This is a genomic window from Duganella violaceipulchra (assembly GCF_019166075.1).
Lineage (GTDB): Bacteria > Pseudomonadota > Gammaproteobacteria > Burkholderiales > Burkholderiaceae_D > Rugamonas > Rugamonas violaceipulchra.
On record NZ_JAHTGR010000005.1, the window covers coordinates 207,532 to 224,634 of the forward strand.

14 protein-coding genes are annotated in these 17,103 nt (G+C 63.5%); 2 read left to right on the forward strand and 12 right to left on the reverse strand.

From position 1 onward, the window contains the following. Positions 1–26: 26 nt before the first annotated feature. From KVP70_RS11755 to KVP70_RS11770, 4 genes are all read right to left on the reverse strand, one after another. Entirely contained in the window at positions 27–350 is a 324-nt protein-coding gene (locus KVP70_RS11755) for a hypothetical protein (RefSeq protein ID WP_217942383.1), read from the reverse strand. A gap of 84 nt (positions 351–434) precedes the next feature. After that, on the reverse strand, positions 435–1,202 hold the full coding sequence (locus KVP70_RS11760) for a MipA/OmpV family protein (protein ID WP_217942384.1): 768 nt from the start codon (positions 1,200–1,202) through the stop codon (positions 435–437). Beyond that, positions 1,202–1,846, reverse strand: coding sequence for a response regulator (locus KVP70_RS11765; protein ID WP_217942386.1), 645 nt, complete (start codon positions 1,844–1,846; stop codon positions 1,202–1,204). The genes KVP70_RS11760 and KVP70_RS11765 overlap by 1 nt, the downstream gene beginning before the upstream one ends. Then, positions 1,843–3,096, reverse strand: a complete 1,254-nt coding sequence (locus KVP70_RS11770; RefSeq protein ID WP_217942387.1) for a sensor histidine kinase — start codon at positions 3,094–3,096, stop codon at positions 1,843–1,845. Before KVP70_RS11770 ends, KVP70_RS11765 begins: the two co-directional genes overlap by 4 nt. 169 nt (positions 3,097–3,265) lie before the next feature. Between KVP70_RS11770 and KVP70_RS11775 the strand changes: the two genes are divergently transcribed. Then, positions 3,266–3,991 (forward strand): hypothetical protein, encoded by a 726-nt coding sequence (locus KVP70_RS11775; protein ID WP_217942388.1) that lies wholly within the window; start codon positions 3,266–3,268, stop codon positions 3,989–3,991. A 16-nt stretch (positions 3,992–4,007) separates the two neighbouring features. On the opposite strand, the gene KVP70_RS11780 is transcribed toward KVP70_RS11775, so the two are convergent. The 7 genes from KVP70_RS11780 to KVP70_RS11810 all read right to left on the reverse strand — a co-directional run bounded on the left by KVP70_RS11780 (position 4,008) and on the right by KVP70_RS11810 (position 14,597). Beyond that, positions 4,008–5,591 carry an alpha/beta hydrolase family protein gene (locus KVP70_RS11780; RefSeq protein ID WP_217942389.1) on the reverse strand — a complete coding sequence of 528 codons (1,584 nt, stop codon included), beginning with the start codon at positions 5,589–5,591 and terminating at the stop codon, positions 4,008–4,010. Between the two features lie 29 nt (positions 5,592–5,620). After that, entirely contained in the window at positions 5,621–7,207 is a 1,587-nt protein-coding gene (locus KVP70_RS11785) for an alpha/beta hydrolase family protein (protein ID WP_217942390.1), read from the reverse strand. Between the two features lie 89 nt (positions 7,208–7,296). Beyond that, complete coding sequence (locus tag KVP70_RS11790) at positions 7,297–7,893, reverse strand: PEP-CTERM sorting domain-containing protein (RefSeq protein ID WP_217942392.1); 597 nt, start codon at positions 7,891–7,893, stop codon at positions 7,297–7,299. Between the two features lie 99 nt (positions 7,894–7,992). Continuing rightward, entirely contained in the window at positions 7,993–10,341 is a 2,349-nt protein-coding gene (locus tag KVP70_RS11795) for a glycoside hydrolase family 127 protein (protein ID WP_229224757.1), read from the reverse strand. 111 nt (positions 10,342–10,452) lie between these two features. Further along, complete coding sequence (locus tag KVP70_RS11800; protein WP_217942394.1) at positions 10,453–11,523, reverse strand: SGNH/GDSL hydrolase family protein; 1,071 nt, start codon at positions 11,521–11,523, stop codon at positions 10,453–10,455. Positions 11,524–11,615: 92 nt separating this feature from the next. Further along, entirely contained in the window at positions 11,616–12,458 is an 843-nt protein-coding gene (locus KVP70_RS11805) for a hypothetical protein (RefSeq protein WP_217942395.1), read from the reverse strand. Between the two features lie 372 nt (positions 12,459–12,830). Further along, positions 12,831–14,597, reverse strand: a complete 1,767-nt coding sequence (locus tag KVP70_RS11810) for a hypothetical protein (protein ID WP_217942396.1) — start codon at positions 14,595–14,597, stop codon at positions 12,831–12,833. A gap of 146 nt (positions 14,598–14,743) precedes the next feature. Here KVP70_RS11810 and KVP70_RS11815 point away from each other — a divergent pair, with 146 nt between their 5' ends. Beyond that, positions 14,744–16,174 (forward strand): carbon-nitrogen hydrolase family protein, encoded by a 1,431-nt coding sequence (locus tag KVP70_RS11815; protein ID WP_217942399.1) that lies wholly within the window; start codon positions 14,744–14,746, stop codon positions 16,172–16,174. 82 nt (positions 16,175–16,256) lie between these two features. On the opposite strand, the gene KVP70_RS11820 is transcribed toward KVP70_RS11815, so the two are convergent. Further along, positions 16,257–17,036: an enoyl-CoA hydratase gene (locus KVP70_RS11820; RefSeq protein ID WP_217942401.1), complete on the reverse strand. Its 780-nt coding sequence runs from the start codon at positions 17,034–17,036 to the stop codon at positions 16,257–16,259. Positions 17,037–17,103 lie beyond the last annotated feature (67 nt).

Genomic DNA, 17,103 nt, shown 5'->3' on the forward strand with positions numbered 1-17,103 from the left:
TCGTGGTCGTTCAGCGCGGCGCGGGACTACGGCAAGGCAGTCAATTTCGCGCAGCGACCGGCCTCCTCGACCTGGCAAAGCGTGGCCGTGCGCCTTCCGGTGCGTTTGATCTGGAACGCAGTCTCCCCAAAGCCGACGTCCGCGACAAACCGCCCTTCATGCAGATTCTTCAGTGGCAAAAAGCGATCTTGATCATCCGGATGGAAAACCGCGACTTGCTTATCCAAGTCAATTATCACCACCGATTTGGCGCCCAACAAGGCGTAGGGCAAGGACCAGCGCCCGCTGATGCCGGCGGCGTCCGCCGCGTAACAGCCATACGCGGCACCCGCCGCCAGCAAGGAAGTCATGAGTTTCGTTTTTGCGAAATAACGCATCGTGAATTATTAATCATTTGGCAGTAATGCTTTATTTATACCACATGTTTTTGCGCATCAGTAGTGGTAGCTCAGTGCAGTGCTGACGATGGCCCGGTTGCGCTGGCCCACCAGCGGACTGGCGGCGGCCTGCCCGCCCAGCCGGCTCACGCGCAGCCAGGTGTCCAGCGTGTACTTGTTGCCGATCTGCCAGCCCCAGGATGGTTGCAGATACATGCTCAACACACCCTGGCGCGGCGCATACAGCGGATGGGCCTCGACCCCGGCCTGCTGCGCGCTCACGCCGAAGTATTCCTGCAGATAGCGCTGGTTGGCCAGCAGCAGGCCGGCGCCCAGCGACAGCGTATGGTGCGCCGCCACCGGCGTGGACGCCTCGGTCCACAGCTGCGCCCTCAGGCCCCGGCCGCTGTTGCCGCTGCTGCCCATGAGCTGCGCGCCGGCGCTGATGTTGTGCTCGACGCGATAGGTGACGAACAGCCCGCCCTCGGCGGCCAGGCCGCCGCGCTGGCCCGGCGTGTCGCTGCGCTGCTCCCTGGAACTGAAGCGCAGCTGCGGGCCGTATTCCAGGGCCGGGTTGTCCGACAGGTGCCAGCCCAGTCCCAGGCCGTCCTGGCTGTTCAGGTCGAGGAAAGCGCCGCTGCTCCACTGCACCCACAAGGTCGGCAAGACGGTGGTGCTGCGGTCGCCGCTCTTCTCGTGCACCAGGTCGTTCAGCGCCAGGCCGAAGTAGATGTCCTGCGTATCCTCCGGCATCATCATGCGGGTCGGGCCGGCCTGCGCGGCGCGACACGCCAGCAGCGCCGCCAGCAACAATGTTCTCGCCATCAGATATGTCCCAGTTCCAGTCCGCGCAGCACCGCGCGCACCCGGTCGCGCACGCCCAGCTTGGCCAGGATGCTCGACACATGATTCTTGATCGTACCCTCGCTGGGCCCCAGCGCGGTGGCGATCTCGCCGTTGTTGAAGCCGGCCGCCATCAGCGCCAGCACCTCGGTTTCGCGCGCGGTCAGGCGCTCGCCGGCGTCCTGCGGCGGCGCCGCGCCGGCGCTGCTTTCGTAGGCGCTGCGGGTGCGCTCGGTCAGCGCCGGCCGGAACACCGTGGCCCCGGCCGCCACCGCGCGGATGCCGTCGGCCAGCCGCTCCAGCGAAATGTCCTTGAGCAGGAAGCCGCGCGCGCCGGCGCGCATGCCCTCCAGCAGCGCCTGGTCGTCGTCGAAAGTGGTCAGCAGGATGGTCGGCGGCAGCAGCGCGGCCGACTGCTGCAACAGCGCGATGCCCGACAGTTGCGGCATGCGGATGTCGAGCAGCAGCACGTCCGGCTGGCTGGCCGTGGCCAGCGCCAGCGCGCCGGCGCCGTCGGCCGCCTCGGCCACCACGCGAATGTCGGGCGTCAGCGCCAGCAGGCCGCAGATGCCGCTGCGCACCAGCATCTGATCGTCCACCAGCATCACGCGGATGAGCGCCGTCATGCCGCCACCGCGCCAGCCGGCAGCACGATTTCCATGCCGAAGCCGCGCCGCGGCCGGTTGCCGGCCTTGAGCTCGCCGCCCAGCAGCGCCAGCCGTTCGCGCATGCCGCGCAGGCCGTTGCCCTCTTCCGTGGCGCGGCTGCCGGCGCCGTCGTCCTCGATGCGCAGCAGCACCGACAGGCCGTCGTCCGCGCGCGCCAGCTCGATGTCCAGCTGGCCGGCGGCGGCGTGCCGCACGGCGTTGCTGATCGCTTCCTGCACGCAGCAGAACAGCGTGTGGGCCACGGCCGGCGAGGCGATCTCCAGCCCCGGCGCGAAGCGCAGCGCGATGCGCGGCTGCGGGATGCCGGCGCACAGGGCCGCCAGCGCCACGCGCAGGTCGATGCGCTGCATGCCGCGCTCGCTGCCGACCACCACCCTGACCTCGGCCAGCAAGCCCTGCGCCAGCGCGCGCGCGGTGGCCAGCGCCGGCGGCGCGGCCGCGCCCGACTGGCGCAGCGCCAGGTCCAGGTGCAAATTGAGCGCGGTCAGGTGGTGGCCGACGATGTCGTGCAGGTCGCGCGCGATGCGCAGCCGCTCGGCCGAACGCACCGTGTCGGCCAGCAGCAGCTGGGTGGCGCGCAGCTCGCCGTTGGCGGCCGCCAGCTCGATGCGGCCGCGCCGCTCGACCGCCGCCATGTGGCCGATGCCGAAGGCGATACCCTGCCACAGCGCCATCGTGCCCAGGTCCAGCAGCACCTCGCGCACCCAGCCGTCGCTGCGGGTGGTGTCGTTGCCGGGCAGCGGCGCCAGCACCAGCAGCACCAGCAGCAGCAGCTGCAGCGCCAGCCAGCGCAGGCCGCTGCGCAGGCCCAGCACCAGGCCCAGCTCGGCGGCCACCAGGTACAGCAGGGAATGTGGATAACTGAGCGCGATCGCCATCTGCGCCGCCAGCATCGCCTGGCCCTGCCAGGCCGGGCGCCGCGCGGCGGCGCCGCCGGTGCGCAGCCAGAACAGCAGCCCGAACAGCACCATCAGCGCCACGTAGGCGATCAGGAACAGCAGCACGGTCAGCTCGTCGCGGTCGGTGCCGGCGCGGATCGCCGACGGCGCCGGCGTGAACCCGCTGGCGATCCACAGCGCGAGCTGACCCAGTGGTGTGTCGGCCTTGATGCCGCCGAGGTGGAAATGGATGATGTCGAGCGCGCCGCCGACCACGCAGCCCAGCAGGCCGATAATGCCGATCAGATTGTTCTTGAAGCGATGCAACATGGGGTTCCTGGCGGGAGCATGAGTCGGGCCATGATACGCGAGGCCACCGGGCAACAACAGTGCCGGAAGTCATGTGGCATTTCCCCCACGCGCGGCCGCTCGCGGATGAGCGCGCGGCCGCGCTTTGACCTAGAATCGGCAGTCCCTGAACTCGCGTCCGCGTCCGCCGATGAAAACACTGCCGTTATGGCTCGCCGTCCTGCTGCCGCTGGCCGCCACCGCCGCAGGCGCCGGCGACGATCCCAAAGTGGTCATCAGCGCCGAGCGCGATTCGGAGTGGAACAGCTACCGCCACGCCTACAAGGCGGCCGCCTTCTTCGCCTACTACACCCGCAGCCGGCCGCTGATCCAGGCCCACATGCAGATCCGCCCGCTCGACCCGGCCACCCCGCTCGACGGCCTGAGCCTGCACCTGGTGGGCGAGAAGACCGACGCCGTCATCGCGGTCGACGCCATCGGCCGCGCCGAGCTGCCCATGCTCAAGCAAGCCTACCAGGACGACGCCGTGCTGCGCCTGAACCGCCAGAAAGGCAGTTACTACTTCAGCGGCCGCTACTCGATCCGCGAGCACGCCGACGGCGTCTACGACCTGGCCGAGCTGCGCGCCGCCTGCGAACAGCTGATCGGCGCGCAGCGCGAATCGGGCTACCGCATGCGCCTGTCCGGCAAGCAGTGCCTGGGCATCAAGTTCGTCTATCCGGCCGGCGCCGCGCCGGAGGTGCGCATCCAGACCGACGGTCCCGGCGGCGCCCTGCCGCTGGTCGACGCCCATCCGTTCGAAGGCAATTCGATGGGCATCTACAAGGTGGCGCTGTACCGCTACGCCGACTGGCCGCAGCGCGGCAAGATCCAGACGCTCAGCGCGCCGCTGGCTATCGGCACGCTGTACGACTGAGGGCCTGCCCCGCCCCCTACTGGTAAGCCTTGAAGAAATCGCGCGCCGCCACGTTGCAGCCGGCGAAGGCCAGGGAGTCGTGGTAGGTGTCCGGGTCGGCGGGATTGCCGTTGGCGGCGATCACCAGGCGCCGGGTTTCCGCGAACAGGTTCTTGGCGCCGGCGTAGGGATCGTTGGCCAGCACCGGCGTGTCGACATCGAGCACCGTCACCAGGCCGGCGCCGACGCCATGGGCGTTGAAGTAGGCCTGCGTCAGCGTGGCGTTGTTGAACGGCACCACGCCATCGCCATTGCCGCCGCACATCAGCAGCGGCGCGGTCGGCACCCAGGTGCGCAAATCGTTCTTGAACCAGGCGGCGCGCATCGGATGCGCGTGGGCGCAATCGAGCGGCGCGGTCGACGAGCCCACCGGGCACGGATGGCTGACGATATCGTTCAGCAGCGCCGTCAGGTAGGCCGACTTCAGCAGGCTGGTATCCGGCGTGCCATACGCGGCCTGCTCGGCCGCCGGCAGGCCGGCATAGCCCGGCATGTCGTTGGCCAGCAGGTGCGGCGGCAGCTTGCCGGTGGCGATCAGCCGGTTGATCGGCAACAGCGTCGGCGCCAGCGTCTCCATGCTGGCCGCGTAGGCGGGCTGGTACAACTCGCTCGGCGCCGCGTACAGATTGCCGTAGGCCTTTTGCCAGGCGGTGAACTGCAGCGTCAGGTCGAGCATCGCGTCGGCGCCGAGCTGGGCCAGGCCACGCAGCAGGTCCGGCGAACCGAGGCTGGTTTCGTAGGAGACGCTCTCGGCATAGTTGCCGCTCAGCGGCGCCGCCGCCGTGACGCTGATGCCGGCCGCCTGCATCGCGCGCTGCGTGGCCATCGTCACGTACCCGCCTTCCGAATAGCCGGTCAGGAACAGCTTGCCGCTGTCGGCCACCGGATGCGGCAGCTTGGCGAAGGCCTTGCGGGCCGCGGTCAGCGCGTCGATCATGTCCTTGGCGTTCTGCTCGGCCACGTGGTGCGCGTGGTAGCTCAGGGTCGAGGTGTCGTAGCCGGCGTAGTTGGGCGCGATCACGATGTAGCCCTGGGCCGCGTACAGCGCGGCGGCGGCGGCGGTGGCGCTGGTGCTGGAATACGGCGCGTTGGGACTGAGGTCGCCCATGCGGACGTTGCGCTGCAGCGAGCTGCCGTGGCCGTACATCAGCACCGGACGCTTGCCGCTGCAGGCGGGATCTGTGCCGTTGGGCACCATCAGCGAACCGGAAGCGGTGGTGGTCTCGCCGCCGACGCCGACGGTGCTGTATTCGAACTGGTGGAAGTCGATGCTGCACTTGGGCTGGCCGGCGGCGCTGAGGATTTGCGCGCCCGTGCGGCCAAGCAGGCCGAGCGCCTGCACCAGGCCGGCGGGGTCGAGCGACTGCGCCAGCGGCGGCGGGTTGAACAGCAGCGCGCCGCGCGCGCCGGAGGTGTCGGCCACGCCGGTGGGCGGGGTCGGCGTCACGGGCGCCGGGCTGGGCGCCGGCGTGGCGGCAACCGGTGCGCTGCCGCCGCTACCGCAGCCGCCGAGCGCCGCGAGCAGCGTGGCCAATAAGAGGATGGGGCCGGTCTGGTTCATGGAGTCTCCTGGTTGAATTGGTTCGTGGCCTACTGGTAGGTCTTGAAGAAATCGCGCGCCGCCACGTTGCAGCCGGCGAAGGCCATGTAGCCGTGGTAGTTGGCCGGGTCGGCGGGATTGCCATTGGCGGCGACCACCAGCCGGCGGGCTTCCGCGAACAGGTTCTTGGCGCCGGCGTAGGGATCGTTGGCCAGCACCGGCGTGTCGACATCGAGCACCGTCACCAGGCCGGCGCCGACGCCGTGGGCGTTGAAGTAGGCCTGGGTCAGCGTGGCGTTGAAGAACGGCACCTTGGGGTCGCCGTGGCCGCCGCACATCAACACCGGCGCGGTCGGCACCCAGGTGCGCAAATCGTTCTTGAACCAGGCGTTGCGCATCGGATGGCGGGAGGCGCAGTCCAGCGGCGCGACGGCCGACGTCGCCGGGCACGGATGGGCGGCGATATCGTCGAGCAGCGCCGCCACGTAGCGCGACTGGAGCAGGCTCTGCGCCGGCGTGCCATACGCGGCCTGCTCGGCCGCCGGCAGGCTGGCGTAGCCCGGCATGTCGTTGGCCAGCAGATGCGGCGGCAGCTTGCCGGTCGCGATCAGGGTGGAGATCGGCGTCAGGGTCGGCGCCAGCGTCTCGATCGATGCCGCGTAGGCGGGCTGGTACAGCTCGGTCGGCGCCGCGTACAAATTGCCGTAGGCCTTCTGCCAGGCGGTGAACTGCAGCGGGAACTCCAGCATGGCGATGCCGTAGAGCTGGGTCAGGGCGCGCTGCGCCTCGGCCGAGCCGAGCGTGGCTTCGTAGCTGGCGCCTTCGGCGTAGCGCCCACTCATCGGCGCCGCCGCCGTGACGCTGACGCCGGCCGCCTGCATGGCGCGGTGGGTGGCCATCGTCACATAGCCGCCTTCGGAATGCCCGGTCAGGAACAGCTTGCCGCTTTCCGTCACCGGGTGCGGCAGCTTGGCGAAGGCCTTGCGCGCGGCGGTGAGCGCATCGATCATGTCCTTGGCCTGCTGCTCGGCCACCTGGTGCGGGTGGTAAGCCAGGGTCGAGGTGTCGTAGCCGGCGTAGTTGGGCGCGATCACGATGTAGCCCTGGGCCGCGTACAGCGCGGCCGCGGTGGCGCTGGTTTCGGCGTACGGCGCGCCCGGTGTCAGGTCGCCCAGGCGGACGTTGCGCAGCGCCGAGCTGCCGTGGCCGTACATCAGCAGCGGACGCTTGCCGCTGCACGCGGGATCGGCGCCGCTCGGCACCATCAGCGAGCCGGAGGCGGTGGTGGTTTCGCCGGCCGCGCCGACGGTGCTGTATTCAAAGTGATGGAAATCGACGCTGCACTTGGGCTGGCCGGCGGCGGTCAGGATTTGCGCGCCCGCCGTGCCGAGCCGTCCCAGCGCCTGCGCCAGGCCGGCGGGGTCGAGCGACTGTTCCAGCGGCGGCGGATTGAACAGCAAGGCGCCGCGCGCGCCGGAGGTATCGGCCACGCCGGTGGGCGCGGTGGGCACGGTGGGCGTAAGCGGCGCCGAGACCGGCGGTGGCGTGGCCGCTACCGGTGCGCTACTACCGCTACCGCAGCCGCCGAGCAACGCGGCCAGCGCCGCGAGTATGAGAGTGCAAGCTGTCTTGTCCATGGTGTCTCCTGAATGAGGCGGTTCGCAAATGAACCAGCCTGCATTCTGGAGACGCCCTCATGGACGCGCATGTGCCGGAAGATAGACGCTCAGGAACGGCGCTGCCTGCGGCGCGCCACCAGGCCGAGCATGGCCAGGCCGGCGCCCAGCATCGCATAGCTTGCCGGCTCCGGCACCGGGACGACGCTGCCGAAGGCTTGGAACTCCGACACGGAGAAATGGTTGTCGCCGGCGCCGGTGGTGCCGGAAATCATGAAGGCGGTGGCCGTCACCGGCGCGCCCAGCACCACGCTGCCGTTGTCCTGGCCCCAGGAACGGTTGGGCGAGATCACGGCGGCGTCGTGCCAGACATTGGCGGTGTCGCGATACTGGATCAGGTAATTGTTGTCGTTGTCCGCTTGCAGCTTGAGCTGGCTGACCACGGCGGTCTGGTTCAGCGTCACCATGACGGTATCGGCGCCGACGGCGCCGGTCCAGAACACGGTGCCGGTATTCCATTGCGTGCCAATCGGCAGGTAGATGCCGTCGGTGACCGTGGACGTGGCCGCCAGCGCGCCGCCCCCCCAGCCGTCGCTGTTACCGAAACCGCCACCGGTGAGCGTCACGGCGCCATTCAGCGCCACGTTGTCAGCCAGCGCACTGCCGGCGCAGGCCATGCAGGCCAGCGCAATCGCAAGAGCTTTCATGTCTTCCCCTTTAGCAATATAAAATTGACAAGATGAGGAATCAGGATAGCATCAGCTCACTATTATGCAAGTCGGGAGCGTCTCGCGGGCGCGACACTGTCAGGGAAGCGTGGCCAGCCTGACGCCGAACACCGGCCCCGCCGTGTGGCCTGGCTCCGGATCGAAGCGCACCACCACGCTGCCCTTGCCCTTGGTGAGATGCTCGGGCACCGGATATTCCCGGTCGATGAACCGGCCCGGACTGCCGCCGTCGAGCTGGACGCGTGCAATCCGTACGCCGTCGATACTGATGTGGAAATCGCGGTTGCGTTCCTCGCCCCAGTAGCTCGCCTGCAGCAGCAGCGGGCCGTCGGCGCACTTCATGCGGAAGCTGAAATAGCCGCCGGTGCGGGCATCGCGACCGTTGCGGCCACGGTAGGCAACCGGATAGGAGATGTCCGATTGCAGGTCGTGATCGCGCTCCGGCTGCATCTCTCCCAGGTGCATGACATCCACCGAGCGCGCGGCCAGGTCCTTGAGGCGCGCCTCCTCCTTGCGAAAGATGACTTCCGACGCGGCCCATTCAGACTCCGTGTAGACATTGAAGTACACCGCCGCGCGCCGCTCGTACTGCGAAAAGAAAGGCGCAAACTTCATGTCGCCCGGCCGCCCGCTGCCCACGCTGCGGTACACGGCCCGGGCCTGGTCCGCAGGCGCAAACGAGGCCAGGATGTTGGCGCCCACCAGCGCCGGCGCCAGTCCGCCGAACGGCTTGTCGGCCGCGCCCAGGTCCGCCGCCAGCACCATCGGACCGCGCAGCAGCGCCACCACATGCTCGTTGCCGGCCGTGGCTTCCAGCCGCAAGTCCAGCGGCAGCGACAGGCGCACGCTGTCGCCCGCGCGCCAGCGCCGGCGCAGCAGCAAGTAGCCCTTTTGCTTGCTGGCGGTCTGCGGCTTGCCATTGACCAGCACCTGGTGGCCACTGGCCCACGACGGAATGCGCAGCGCCAGCGTGAAGTGGCGCGGCCCCGCCAGGCGGCGCACCTTGAGTTCGATCTCGCCTGCGTATGGATAGCGGGTGTTCAGTTCCAGCCGCGCGCCGGTGGCCTTCCACTCCACCGTCGATGGAATGTACAGATTGACGAACAGCGTGTCGCCGTTCTCCCAGTAGATCGAATCGCCATGCTTGGCGTGGCTTTCCATGCCGGACAGGACGCAGCACCAGAAGTCATTCTCCTCGCTGGAATATTCCCGCGCCACGCCGGACATCAGCGGCGTCATGTACGTGAACATGCCGGTGCGCGGATTCTGGTGCGCGAGGATGTGGTTCAAATGCGTGCGCTCGTAGTAGTCGAAGTAAGCGCCATCGGGCGCCCAGCTGTAGAGGTGGCGCGTCATCTTCAGCATGTTGTAGCTGGCGCAGGCTTCGCAGGTCTGCTCGGTGATGTGGGCGGCGATGCTGTCCGGCGCGGAGAAGTATTCGCGGTCGCCGTTGCCGCCGATGACGTAGCTGTGGTGCTGCGTGACGCGCTTCCAGAAGAAGCCGACGGCGTCGGCGTCGCTGCGGCGGCCGGTCAGCTCGTGCAGGCGGGCCAGGCCGATCAGCTTGGGGATCTGCGTGTTGGAATGCAGGTTGGCCAGTTCGTCGCGGCCTTGCGTCAGCGGCAGCAGCACCTTGGCGTGGTACAGCCGCTGCGCCAGCGCCAGCCAGCGTTTGTCACTGGTGCGCGCATAGAGCTCGGCAAAGCTTTCATTGATGCCGCCATGCTCGCAAGCCAGCACCTGCTGCACCTGCTCGTCGCTGAGCGCGGCGAACACCTGGTCGATATACACCGCCAGGCGCAGCGCCACTTGCAGCGCCTGCTCGTTGCCGGCGTGGGTCTGCGCATCGAACAGGCCGGCGAAGACCTTGTGCCAGTTGTACAAGGGCACCCAGCAGCCGTTCAGGTCGAAGCCTGCGGACCGGATCTCGCCGCGCATGATCTCCGGGAAGATTTCCTTGCCGTCGACCAGCGTGCCGTCCGGGCGCTTGCGCATGAAGCCGGCCGCATAGCCATCGCCATGCGCCTGCTGCACGCGCGCCAGTTCGGCGACGATGTAGTCGATGCGCGGCTTCAGTACCGGGTTGCCGGTTTGCGCGTACATCAGCGACAGCGCGGACAGATAGTGGCCCAGTCCCTCGCCGGCGATGGTGTCGGACTCCCAGCCGCCGTAGATGGCGCCTTTGGTCGGCAGGCCCGCGAAACGGTGATAGTTGTGCAGGAAACGGTCCGCGCTCAGGCGCAGCAGGTAGGCCTGGTTGGCTTGCAGCGCGTCGGCGTAGACCGAGGGCAGCAGCCGGACAGACGACAGCGGCAGCGCCTGGGCGGTTGGGGGAACGTCACTCAGCGGAGCGGTCCTGGCGTTGGCGTTCCAGCCGGAGATCACCCCCAGGCCGGCGGCGCCCCGCAATATCTGTCGACGATGCATACGTACCTCATGGTAAACGGTTACCCACCAATGTACGTGCATAGACGGCGGCCGTCTTGTGATGGCGCCGCTAAAAGGATGACGAAATCCGCACAATCCGGACCGTATCGTTCACCATCCCATTTTCTGGCGGATGAACGCCGTCAGCTGGGCCGCGTTGGCCTGGTGCTGTTTGACGCGCGGATGGCCGCCAAAGCCGGTCCACGGGAACACGATGGTGTCGATGCGCCGGTCGCCGCCCTGCCGGAGCTGGTCCACCGCCGTGCGCACATAGCCGGGCCACTTGGAGCCTTCCTGCACCGCGTCCATGCTGCCCAGCGCGCACACGATGTAAGCCTTGGGATAGAGCGCGCGCAGCTTCTGCACGAAGGTGCGGTAGGCCTGCACACGCTGCCCATCGTCCGGCGCCGGCGACAGGCGATGCTCGCGGTCGATCAGCCAGCGGTCGTTCTGGAACAGGTTGATGACCACCACATCCGGCGTCCACGAGGTGAAATCCCACCGGCTGTCGTTGTTGCCGACCGCGCTCAGCTGGTCATAAAAGTCCGGCATGGTGAACGGGAACCAGCTGATCATCACGCCGATGCCGCTTTGCGAGATGATGTGCGCCTCCGCATCCAGCGCCCGCGCCGTGATCGACGAATAGGACATGAAGTTGTTCTTGTCCTTCAGCAGATGGTCCGGCCCGTCGTCCGGCGACTCGTTGCCCATGCCGGTGGTGATGGAGTCGCCGAAGAATTCGATATGGCGCCGCTTGCGCGCCGGCGGCGGCAACAGCTTGCCGCCGTCGGCCAGCTCCAGGCCCTGGAACACCGTGCCGCCCTCCTCGCCATCCGTGCGCTTGGTGATCAGGAAGCGGTGCGCGCCTGGTCCCAGGGCGCTGGCCACCGCGTAAGTCTTGCCGCCCTGCGCGGCTTCGATGACCACCGGCCTGGCCAGGTCGCCATCGATGTAGACGTTGAAGAAGTTCTTGCCCAGCTGGTCGTCCAGCTTGACGGCCAGGCTGGCGCCGCTGAAGTTCCCTTCAATGCTGGTGCCGGGCCACGATAGCATGGGCCGCGCGCGGTCGGCAAAGTCGATGCGTCCGGTGTACTGCAACTGTGCGTCATCCGGTTGGACCGTCACGCCGGCCAACGTCTGCCCGGCCAACAACAACGCCGCCAAAACTGTCTTGAATTTCATCAAAATGCCTCCTGCAGCTTAAGCATCGCGACTCCTTAGCAATCGGGTGATGAGCAGACTCCTGATGTACGTTCGCATCCGGAGTGTTCGCATTAATTAGAACTGGAGCTGTCTAGCGTGCGGTGGATGCGCGACATCAAATTCAGAAGAAGTCGATGTTCTTGTTCTTCACGGCACTCTGGCATAATCATTTCCGTGTCACGCATGAGGCCGTGTAGCTGCTCAATGCGCTCGGACATAGAGATGCGCTTATTTGCGCAGAGCTTTTCCAGCGCACTAGAAATTCTTTCATATTCCACTGCCAGAAGCGAGGGACGTTTCGAGAGACGGCGGTTGTCATGCATCGTCACTTCCATAAACTTCCGCATTTCGCGCACTTCCGCTTGGACCAACTCGATGGCAAAGAATTCCTTTCCGTTCTTAAGCTCAGGGATTCGAGCCGCATTGTCCAACGCGAGCAGTTTCACAATCGAGTTGACGTTCCCTTCGTCGGAGTCCGCTGCCACGGTCGCCTGGATTGCATCCGCGAGTTCTTTTTGAGTCCGGAGTACCTCGTGATACTTCATATCTTGTGAGTATTCAAGGTACCGTAGCGGGGCAATGTCGAATATTCGCGGGGTACCTTTTTCTTGAATGAGCACGACAGGTTTATCGAAAGCCTGTCGAATACCAAGCTCAAACAATACGTTGGGATTCCTGCTACTGAGATCGCAAACTGCGATCGGCGCCTCAATTAGCTTGCGAAGAATGTCAAGATGGATAAGGTTTGACGCCTTGACTTCGTCCGCCCGGACAGCCTTGAACCCTGCGGCAGCGCATCCAGGGACAATGATGTCTTCATAGACACGCCGAAAGTGGCCTTGGGAATAGCCATCAACGTCCGCGATGGGCATAATGGCGAAACAGTCTCTAGCCACAGCATCTTCATTTGCCATATGGTCTCAACGGACATTATTAACTCAGCCATATTACCATCAGATGGCTCCAATCCGGACTATGGCCTCACCACTAGCTAGCAGTGATCGGCACTAATCCACTGTCACTAGCATGTGATATCAAGACTCCAGCCATGCCGCTGTGGACACGTGACGGTATCCTTGCCATCAAGCACGGCAATATCGTGTTTCCAAAGTTGAATTCAAGTCCACCAAAAACAATGACTTACCAGAAAAAATCTCGCGTAAGCTGAAATTTTTCAGATTACTCGTCTTCGGTGTTTGTCCACGTAGTTATCACGCCCCTCCTTCCAGCTGACCTGCGTAGGCCACCCCGCCTACGCAGCCAAACTGGAGGATGGGGTATAGCGCTCAATGGGGAATTTCATCCGACACTTCGCGCAATCGGAAAATATCACTTTGTGTTCGAGCACTTAGTTCAAAGTTAGGAAGCGTTACTCCAGTTGCGGATTGCGGTCCAGATGACGTGCCACGCAGCGCTTTCGCGACACGCCTGCGTTGCGCAGGTGTGAATTTGCTCAAAGCCTTTTTATATGTCGTCGACAAATTCGTAAGCATGATTCGCTTGAATAGGTACATGGATAATAAGCTCCCAAAGATGTGAGCGACTTCGATGTCTTCCTCGGAATTGAAATACTCTACACGGGGGTGATCAAAGCAAAGGAAGCCAAAGATTAGCTGCGGGGCGAGCGTTTGCGAATTCTCGCCAACATAGTCGGCAAACCGCTCCTTGAGACTAGTCCTAAATTCCTGACTGAGATTCTCGTGACGTAGCGCGAGAGGAATGATCAAAGTTGACTTGTAACAGCTGCGAGAATCCATGGACGAATTGCCGTCTTTCCAAATTCGCTCCCAATCGCTTAGGCGAACACCTCCGTGCTGGTCAATCGCATGCGTAGAATACTGATTCCTTAAATTATTAACATATTCAAGATCAAAGCGCGGATTCGAATAACTACCCTCCAGGATGGCAGAAGGAATGTCGTTATTTAAGTAGTAGGTTCCCGTGTGGATGACATGCTTGAACCCTGAATTCTCGACAACTCTCGCCTCGCTACCATAGTCAACAGACGAGTCTCTGGCAACCGCACGGGTAAGTATATCGTCGTCGTCCTCACGCTGCCAATTCACAATAATTGACATACGGGGAGCGACTGAATTCCGATCATGAAAATATTGTCTCAGCAGTTCAAAATTCTGCTGTGCAGTTTGCTCGGTGCGTTCGCAAAGGAATTCATTCAAGTGCAACACAGTAGCCAGCAGCCTCCGGGAATCTTGACTCTTTGCATCCTCCAGCTCATCAAGCGCCAGCCGCATTTCGCGATGATGCTCATGCGCCACATGCATGAAATCCAATAGCGCTGCTTGATTGAAGGATGTGCCTTTGCGCGCGAATTCTGCGAATTTATGCAAATATCGCCAGGATTTGTCCGTCGGTTGCGGATCGCGGCGAACGGCCGATATCGATGCACTACTTTCATACGCAGCGTCTTGTCGCGACAGCCATGCACGCGATTTGGAGATGTTCTTCCCCGGTATCAAGACGGATTTGTTACCTCTTAGAGGTACAGAATCAATCCAGCCGTGGGCTCGCATTGACGCCAGCAGTTGAGAAACTCCCCCTCCACTTTGAGGTCCAACCTCATGAGTTTTTAACAGATCTCTCACGCTACCCCAGGTCACTTGCTGATTCTCTAGCAATACTTGCTCGGCCACCAGCTCCCAAGGATCGGCCTGGGTCGATACCATCAATGGCGTGTATGGATCATCCTTGACCTGTTCACTATCGGCTTCATGAATGCGCAGGCAGAGAGTAATAGCATACCGTAGCGCCTTCCAGCGGGAAGCGTAGTGCTCCGGAAAAGCATTCAGTTGGCTCTCATAGGAATCACGCGCGATCCGTGCAATCAGGTCATCCAAATCATAAAACGCGTCCACTGGCGTAGCTGGCGCGCGTAGCAGCCTAACGAGTTTGACTGAAAATAGCGTATCGAGGACTTCCACGAGTTCTGAGGAAAAGCAATTTCCTTTGCAATCTATGTCTGCGGTGACATGACGAAAAAGCTCGTCATAGTCCATCGCATCTAGCTTTCCAAAAGTAGAGTTCATTGCATTCACGGGCGCTCCTTCGAGCAGTTAACAGAGGATAAAAAAGGGAGGACTCCATTTACATCATAGCATAGCACTTAGAAAGTACAACAAACTATTCGTAACTGTGCTAAAGTCTTCTAAACATTATCGCAGAACAACACTCGGGGACAAAAATGATGCCGCCGGACAATCAACTGGAAGCGTTGTGGAGCATTGTGGAACCCTTGGTCAGGGCGGATCTGCATGCCGAAGCACTGTGTTATGCCGGCCTTGCCATCGCCTGGCGCGACACTAGCTACTACGCAAAATTGCTTTGCGAACGTGGCGTGAGCGAAAGCTCAGTTCAGTACGATGCCAAGCTGATCGGCACCGAATTCGACGGTGGAGGCCCCGGTCTTCTAGAGCTTGTCCGTAAGTCGCCGCTTGGACTCCTAAGTTGGCTCGACCAGCGCCTTGCCAGCCCTGTGATCGGCGCACCACACACCTACAGCAATACGGTCTACCTCGGCGACGTCATCCCATGCAAGATCCGGCCTGACGTAGCTAGGCTCTTGGACTTCCCGGCGTTTTGGGTGAATGCGTATCTGGTCCGCAGACGAGGTGATCGGGATAAGCAAGGCCGAATTGCCCAACAGGGGCTATCGCAACACCGTTTCACGCCTCGTTGGTTCGTCATGCCCGACACGCCCGACCCGAGCCAGCGCGCAAGGAAAATTGAAATCGTCTCCGCGGAAAGCACTTTTCGCTACGCTTGCCAGGAGATCCAGGCGCGTGGCCGTATGAATATCTACGTCGCGGAGTTCGCGGTCCCGCCAGAGTTTGCCTCGACGTTCTCCGTCGTCGGCGAAAACCAGTACTGGGCAGCCCAGGGACTTCATAATGAAGCACTCATAGCCGCCGACGCAGTAGCACATGTCAGGCGCGCGGCCAGTGTCGGTGCTGACGTCCTCATTTTCCCTGAATTGACTATTCCGCCGTTGGTCAGGGATGCAATAGCCAACGAGCTCAGCTCGTCGCGCACCGGCATCGCACTCGTCGTGGCCGGCTCCTTCCATGAAGCGATCGCCGGCTCCGTCCAAGTACGAAACATTTCCCACCTGCTCGACGGACTCGGCAACCCGGTCAAGCTGCGCGCGCCAAGCGCATCGCGCAACTGGACGCACGACAAGTTCAACCCAGTGCGCCTCGCCCATCCCGGGGCACCACTCTTGCAGGAAGACCTACATGCGGGCAACTTAATCACCTTGGTCAATACACCGATCGGGCTCCAGTCGATCATAACGTGCCTGGATTTAGCGCAGTCCGCAGTCATCAGCTCGGTACGTGTCGAATATCTCCCTCAACAATTCCTTTGGATTCCGAGCATGAGTGAAAGCGTTTCCGCGCATCGCGACCACGCCAAAACAATCCATTTGAATCATGCGACGGTCATCGCCTGCGCCAATCAGGCCCAGGCGAACTTCGGGAACGACATTGCAATTCGCGGAGATGCGATGGGTAGTTTTGTGCATGGCGCTCAAACCAATCAAACGACAACGGCACTTGAATTCGCAAAATTGTTCGTGGTAACTTTGCAAAGTTCGCCCACATCGGCCTACGCCTAGCTGACCGCGTGAATATCGTAACAATATGGGCGATTACTGCTAAGACCCTGTTTATCTGAGATCCGAAGCTAAGGGCAGTCTTCTACGAGAACTTGGTGAAGTCCGGCTTGCGCTTCTCGAAGAAGGCGGTGAACGCTTCCTTGGCTTCCGGGGCGGCCAGCATGGCGCCGAAGAATTTGTTTTCGGCGGCGATGGCTTCCGTCACCGGGCCTTTGCGGGCGGCCTTCATCAGCTGCTTGGTGGCGCGGATCGAACTCGCTGGCAGGGCCACCAGCTTGGCGGCCTGGCCTTCGGCGAAGGCGCGCAGTTCGGCGGCCGGGACGATCTTCGAGACCAGGCCCATCTCCAGCGCTTCCTGCGCCAGGAAGGCTTCGCCCAGCATCAGCTTTTCGGCCGCGCGCGGGTAGCCGGCGATCTGCGTCAGCAGGATGCTGGAGGCGAACTCAGGGCACAGGCCCAGCTGCACGAACGGCATCGAGAACTTGGCGTTGTCGGCCGCGTAGACCAGGTCGCAGTGCATCAGCAACGTGGTGCCGATGCCGACCGCCGCGCCGGCCACCGCCGCCACCACCGGCTTGGTCGAGCCGCTCAGCGCCATCATGAACTTGTAGACCGAACGCTCTTCGATGCCGGAACCATCGGCCGGACGCGCGGACTTCATGAAGTCCTCCAGGTCGTTGCCGGCGGTGAAGATCTCCGGCTTGCCGACGATCAGGATGGCGCGCACGGCGGCGTCCTGCTCCGCTTCGTTGATGGCGTCGGCCATGCTCTGGTACATCGCCGAGGTGATCGCGTTCTTGCGCTCAGGGCGGTTGAATTCCAGCGTCAGCACGCCGTTGGTCTTGCTGCTCAAAATATCCATGTGATCTCCAAATGATTAAAGGGCGCCGTGGTTGAACCGCAGCGCCCTTCTTTATGATTCCGTGCTT